The organism is Pseudomonas sp. 22490, assembly GCF_052044465.1.
In the GTDB taxonomy this organism is placed as follows: domain Bacteria; phylum Pseudomonadota; class Gammaproteobacteria; order Pseudomonadales; family Pseudomonadaceae; genus Pseudomonas; species Pseudomonas aeruginosa.
The window spans coordinates 218397-224910 of sequence record NZ_JBQENS010000009.1 but is presented as its reverse complement, the minus strand read 5'-3'; the positions used below and the strand labels follow the sequence as shown (position 1 = coordinate 224910).

Sequence of the window (6514 nt, the reverse complement as noted above, 5' to 3'; positions counted from 1 at the left end):
GGCAACAACATCTTCACCAGCGAGGATCCCGAGCAGAACGCCGCATTGCGCCATGCGATCGGCGGTGTGCTCGAGACCCTGCCGGCCTCCATGGCCTTCCTCTGCCCGAACGTCAACTCCTACCGCCGCTTCGGTTCGCAGTTCTACGTGCCGAACGCGCCGAGCTGGGGCCTGGACAACCGCACCGTGGCCCTGCGCGTGCCCACCGGCAGCCCGGACGCGGTACGCCTGGAACATCGGGTGGCCGGTGCCGACGCCAACCCCTACCTGCTACTGGCAGCGGTGCTGGCAGGCGTTCATCACGGGCTGACCAACAAGGTCGAGCCGGGCGCGCCGATCGAAGGCAACTCCTACGAGCAGATGGAGCCGAGCCTGCCGAACAACTTGCGCGACGCCCTGCGCGAGCTGGACGAAAGCGAGATCATGGCGAAGTACATCGACCCGAAGTACATCGACATCTTCGTCGCCTGCAAGGAAAGCGAGCTGGAGGAGTTCGAGCACTCGATCTCCGACCTCGAGTACAACTGGTACCTGCATACCGTCTGAGGTAGCGGTATCGGCGCGCCGGTCCTGGGCCGGCGCCGTACGCAGCGAAATCCGGGGCGGTTTCGCAGACACTCAACGCGGGGGCGTCTGTGTCTGGGAAACCGCCCCGGTCCTTTTCTCGGAACCAGGAAATGTGCGCCACGGCACAGCCTGCCGCCACGCCTCCCGCCAGACTCGATGCTGGCCTGCATCAATGCCTCTGCCGCCTGGCTCCGGCACCATCGTCCGCTCCGTTCCGTCCAGCGAGAAGATTCCATGCCCCGCCTTTCCGCCCTGCTGTTCCTCGCCCTCGCACCCTGGCTGGCCCAGGCCGAGGAGACCCTGCGCGTCTACAACTGGAACGACTACATCGACCCGCAGGTGCTCGAGTCCTTCCAGAAGGACACCGGCATCCGCGTCGAGTACCACACCTTCGCCACCGCCGAGGAACTGGACAAGGCGCTGCGCAGTGGCGAGGCGATCGACGTCGCCGTCCCCTCCCACGACACCCTGCCGGCCCTGCTGAAGGACAACCTGCTGCGGCCGCTGGACTTCACCCAGCTGCCCAACCGCAGCCATCTCGACCGTCAATTGCTGAGCAAACTGGCCGCGGTCGATCCTGACAATCGCCACGCCGTCCCCTATCTATGGGGTGCCGTAGGCCTGGCCATCAATACCCCGCAGGCCGAAGCCGCCTATGGCGGGCCGCTGCCCAACAGCTGGAGCCTGCTGTTCGACGCCAGCCAGAGCCAGCGCCTGAAAAGCTGCGGCATCAGCCTGCTGGACGCGCCGGACGAAACCCTGGCGATCCTCCTCAACTACCAGGGCCGCAACCTCGGTCGTACTGCGCCGAGCCAGGTACGCCGCGCCGCCGAGGCGCTGCACGGACTGCGACCGAACCTGCGCTACGTCGACAGCGAGCGCTACATCGCCGACCTCGAAGGCGGTCGCCTCTGCCTGGCCATGGCCTGGGTCGGCGACGCCCTGCGCGCGGCCAAGGCGGGCCAGCCGGTAAGTTTCGAGGTACCGCAGGAAGGCTCGGTGCTGTTCATCGACAACCTGGTGATCCCGGCCGGCGCCCAGCATCCACGCGAGGCGCACCGTTTCATCGACTACCTGATGCAACCGAAGATCGCCGCACAGATCACCGCCGCCACCCTCTACCCCAGCGGCAACGCCGACGCCGCCGGCTTCCTCGATCCCGCCCTGCGCCAGCAACCGGGCCTGTATCCGGACCGCGACACCAGCCGCCGCCTGTTCGCCCTGGAAACGCCGCCGGAAAAGCTCCGGCCGGTGGTCGACGAGATCTGGAAGGCCTTCCGCGGCGCCAGCCACTGAGCGGCTTGCTCCGGTCGCGTGAGCTGGCGTCCAATAGCCGCTCACGCCCGGAGACCCGCCATGCAGCCCACCTCGTCCACCCGCAAGCCCCGCGCCAGCAGCCAGGCCCGGATCGCCGCGATCCTCGACGCCGCCCGCGGCCTGCTCGCCGACGAAGGCATCAGCGGCCTGACCATCTATAGCGTGGCCGAACGCGCGGAAATGCCGCCATCGTCGGTCTACCACTTCTTCCCCAGCGTGCCGGCCCTGCTCCAGGGGCTGACCGGCGAGGTCCACGCCGCCTTCCGCGCGTGCCTCGAACAGCCGGTGGACCATGCAGGCCTGCGCTGCTGGCGCGACCTGTCGCGGATCGTCGAGGAGCGCATGCTGGCGGTCTACGCCCGCGACGCGGCGGCCCGCCAACTGATTCTCGCCAGCCACGGCCTGGCCGAAGTCACCCAGGCCGATCGCCAGCATGACGTGCAACTCGGCCAGGCCATGCGCGCCCTGTTCGAGCGGCATTTCCTGCTGCCACCGCTGCCGACCGATATCGAGATCTTCAGCCTGGCCATGGAGCTAGGCGATCGCGTCTACGCATTGTCGGTCCAGCGTCACGGGATCATCGACGCACGCCTGGCGGAAGAAGGCATGCGGGTGTTCGACGCCTACCTGGGGCTCTACCTGCCGCCGATCCTGGAAAAGCGTAGCGAACCATTATCCGGATTTATATCCGATTTAAATCGATAGAAAATCCATAACACCCCCTTAAACCGCTTCACAGTCCGATTTTTATCGGATATAAATCCGCCCATCACTCGATCGGGCGCGACACCCCGTTCCCGCCCGCCCGACCCACAACCGGCCGCCGCCAAGCCCGGCAGCCATCCGAGCCAGCACACGAGGTGCTCCATGACCCGCAACGTCACCGTCGCCGCCACCCAGATGGCCTGCTCCTGGGATCGTCCGGCGAACATCGCCCGCGCCGAGAAACTGGTGCGCCAGGCCGCCGCCAGGGGTGCGCAGATCATCCTGATCCAGGAACTGTTCGAGACCCCCTACTTCTGCCAGAAGCCGAACCCGGACTACCTGCAGCTGGCCACCACGGTCGAGGAGAACGCCGCCATCGCCCACTTCCAGGCCCTCGCCCGGGAGTTGCAGGTGGTATTGCCGATCAGCTTCTTCGAACGCGCCGGGCGCGCCCGCTTCAACAGCATCGCGGTCATCGACGCCGATGGCGGCAACCTCGGGGTCTACCGCAAGAGCCACATCCCGGACGGCCCGGGCTACCACGAGAAGTACTACTTCAATCCGGGCGACACCGGCTTCAAGGTCTGGCAGACCCGCTACGCACGGATCGGCGTCGGTATCTGCTGGGACCAGTGGTTCCCCGAATCGGCGCGCAGCATGGCCTTGCTCGGCGCGGAACTCCTGTTCTACCCGACCGCCATCGGTAGCGAACCGCACGACGCCAGCATCAGCTCGCGCGATCACTGGCAGCGCGTGCAGCAAGGCCATGCCGGAGCCAACCTGATGCCGCTGGTGGCTTCCAACCGCATCGGCCGCGAGGAGCAGGATGGCTACGACATCACCTTCTATGGTTCTTCGTTCATCGCCGACCCGTTCGGCGAGAAAGTCGAGGAGCTGAACCGCACCGAGGAAGGTATCCTTGTCCACACCTTCGACCTCGATGCGCTGGAGCGCACCCGCAGCGCCTGGGGCGTGTTCCGCGACCGCCGGCCGAACCTCTACGGTCCGCTGAAGACCCTGGACGGTTCGCTGGAGTCGTGAGGCCTCGGGAAACGATCCGCGCGGGGACGCCCCGCGCATTCCGCGCCGGCGTCCGCCGCGCATAGCAACGATTTCAGGAGCAGCGATGAGCAACCCGACCAGCACCCCACGCGCCGACGGCTTCCGCATGCCCGCCGAATGGGAACCCCACGAGCAGACCTGGATGGTCTGGCCGGAACGCCCGGACAACTGGCGCAACGGCGGCAAGCCGGCCCAGGCGGCCTTCGCCGCGGTGGCCAAGGCCATCGCGCGCTTCGAGCCGGTCACCGTCTGCGCCAGCGCCGGGCAGTACGAGAACGCGCGCGCACGCCTCGACGACGGCAACATCCGCGTCGTGGAAATCAGCAACGACGATGCCTGGGTCCGCGACACCGGCCCGACCTTCGTCATCGACGACAAGGGCGATGTACGCGGCGTCGACTGGGGCTTCAACGCCTGGGGCGGCTTCGAAGGCGGCCTGTACTTCCCCTGGCAGCGCGACGACCAGGTGGCACGCAAGATCCTCGAGATCGAACGGCGCGCCCGCTACCGCACCGACGACTTCGTCCTCGAGGGCGGCTCGATCCACGTCGACGGCGAAGGCACGCTGATCACCACCGAGGAATGCCTGCTCAACCACAACCGCAACCCGCACCTGAGCCAGGCGGAGATCGAGCGGACCCTGCGCGACTACCTTGCGGTGGAGAGCATCATCTGGCTGCCGAACGGCCTCTACAACGACGAGACCGACGGCCACGTCGACAACTTCTGCTGCTACGTGCGTCCCGGCGAGGTGCTGCTGGCCTGGACCGACGACCAGGACGACCCGAACTACCTGCGCTGCCAGGCCGCCCTCCGCGTGCTGGAAGAAAGCCGCGACGCCAAGGGACGCAAGCTGGTGGTACACAAGATGCCGATCCCCGGCCCGCTGTACGCGACCCAGGAAGAGTGCGACGGCGTGGATATCGTCGAGGGCAGCCAGCCGCGCGATCCCTCCATTCGCCTGGCCGGCTCCTACGTGAACTTCCTGATCGTCAACGGCGGCATCGTCGCGCCGAGCTTCGACGATCCCAAGGACGCCGAGGCCAGGGCGATCCTCCAGCGCGTGTTCCCCGAGCACGAGGTGGTGATGGTCCCGGGGCGCGAGATCCTCCTCGGCGGCGGCAACATCCATTGCATCACCCAGCAGCAACCGGCGCCGCGCAAGGCCTGACGGGCATCCCGCAGGGCGGATGGCCAGCCGCGGCGCTGTTCGCCCTGGCCGGCCCGACACGCCGAGTGGCGCCATGAATGAAAAAAGCCCGCGTCCTCCAGGAGGACGCGGGCTTTTTCCTGTCCGGCCGGAGCTTACAGCAGCGGCAGGGTGTAGCTGACGATCAGGCGGTTCTCGTCCTGGTCGCGCTGGTTGTTGCTCGAACCGGCAGCCGGCAGGCCGCTGCGGAAGGAGGCGTTCTTCCAGGTGAAGCCCAGGCCCTTGAAGGTGCCGTCCGGGATCACGTAGGCCAGGGAGATATCGCGTTCCCACTCGCTCTGGTCGCCGCGGGCGGTCTTGATCTTGTCGCCGCTCAGGTAAATGGTGTTGAAGGTCAGGCCCGGCACGCCGACGGTGGCGAAGTCGTAGCCGTAGCGGACCTGCCAGGTGCGCTCGCCGGCACGCTGGAACTTGCCGATCTGCACGTCGGTGATCAGGTACGCGGTAGAACCTTCGCCATCGCCACGGTTCAGGAACGGGAAGTCACTGTCGCCGTTGAGGATCTGGTAGCCGGCGCCGATGCTGTGGCCGCTGACGGTATAGGTGAAGAGGCCGCTGAAGGCGCGGTTGTCGACTTCGCCCTTGGTCACGCCGCTGCCGTAGTAGCCGCTGCTGACGTAGCCGTCGGCACGGCCGGAACGGCTGCCGTTCTTGCCGTCGGAGCTGCTGTCGAAGGCGCGCAGGTCGGTCTTCAGGACGCCCGGGCCAATCTGCCAGTTGTGGATCAGGCCGAGGAAGTGCTGCTTGTAGAAGTCGTCCAGGTTGCCGTAGTAGTACTGCAGGGTCAGGTCCTTGTTGACTTTGTAGTCACCACCCGCGTAGTAGAACTTGTTGCTGTCGCGCGAACTGGCGCTGCTGCCGTTGGCGCCGGCGATGCTCAGGCTGCGGTTGTCGGTGGAGTTACGGCCCTTGGAGTGCTCCAGTTGGCCGGCAACCAGGGTGAAGTCCTTGAGGTCGGTCGAGGTGACCTGGCCGCCCTCGAAGGTGACCGGCAGCAGGCGGCCGTCGTTGTAGGTGACCACCGGCAGCTTCGGCTGCAGGGTGCCGTAGCGGAACTCGGTGTTGGACACCTTGGCCTTGGCGGTCAGGCCCAGGCTGGCGAAGTCGTGCACCGGCTCGCCGTTGCTTTCCAGCGGGAACACGGTGCCCGGCTGGCGGTCCAGGCCGCTCTTGCCGGCACGGCCGCCGCCGTCCAGGCGCACGCCGAGCAGGCCCAGCGCGTCGACGCCGAAGCCGACGGTGCCCTGGGTGAAGCCCGACTGGTAATTCAGGATGAAGCCCTGGCCCCACTCTTCCTGCTTGCTCGGCGAGGCGGTGCCATTGCGGTTGTCGGTATTGATGTAGAAGTTGCGCAGGGTCAGCGATGCCTTGCTGTCCTCGATGAAACCGGCGGCGACCGCCTGTTGCGCCAGGGCACCGAGGGTACCGGCAGTGATGGCCAGGGCCAGTCGTGACTTGTTGATCTTGCGACTCTTCATTGGTCTTTTCCCCATTGGTATTGCTAATTGTCTTCCGGTCGGGGGAAGTGGAACGCGTGGGCCCGACCGGTCGTTGAAACACTGAGCGCCGTACCATCCCGGAAGATGGCGCGCGCGAAACTCGGCATTCGATGGATCAGGAAACGGCGCAACCCGCGACGATGGAACGACGGGG

The 6514-nt window shown here is 66.6% G+C and carries 5 protein-coding genes and 1 pseudogene; 5 read left to right on the top strand and 1 reads right to left on the bottom strand.

The window, feature by feature from the left end; genetic code table 11:
* The 5 genes and pseudogenes from ACTJJX_RS13005 to aguA all read left to right on the top strand — a co-directional run.
* Positions 1–546, top strand: a pseudogene (locus tag ACTJJX_RS13005) (glutamine synthetase); the annotation flags it as partial.
* Between the two features lie 255 nt (positions 547–801).
* Positions 802–1863 carry a polyamine ABC transporter substrate-binding protein gene (locus tag ACTJJX_RS13000; RefSeq protein ID WP_003107781.1) on the top strand — a complete coding sequence of 354 codons (1062 nt, stop codon included), beginning with the start codon at positions 802–804 and terminating at the stop codon, positions 1861–1863.
* A 60-nt stretch (positions 1864–1923) separates the two neighbouring features.
* Positions 1924–2589, top strand: coding sequence for a TetR/AcrR family transcriptional regulator (locus ACTJJX_RS12995; RefSeq protein ID WP_016852350.1), 666 nt, complete (start codon positions 1924–1926; stop codon positions 2587–2589).
* Positions 2590–2751: 162 nt separating this feature from the next.
* Positions 2752–3630: an N-carbamoylputrescine amidase gene (gene aguB, locus ACTJJX_RS12990; protein ID WP_003111119.1), complete on the top strand. Its 879-nt coding sequence runs from the start codon at positions 2752–2754 to the stop codon at positions 3628–3630.
* Positions 3631–3715: 85 nt separating this feature from the next.
* Entirely contained in the window at positions 3716–4822 is a 1107-nt protein-coding gene (gene aguA / locus ACTJJX_RS12985) for an agmatine deiminase (RefSeq protein WP_016852349.1), read from the top strand.
* A gap of 134 nt (positions 4823–4956) precedes the next feature.
* On the opposite strand, the gene ACTJJX_RS12980 is transcribed toward aguA, so the two are convergent.
* The gene (locus ACTJJX_RS12980) at positions 4957–6339 is read right to left on the bottom strand and encodes an OprD family porin (protein WP_003084265.1); all 1383 of its coding nucleotides are present in this window, start codon (positions 6337–6339) and stop codon (positions 4957–4959) included.
* Positions 6340–6514: the final 175 nt, after the last annotated feature.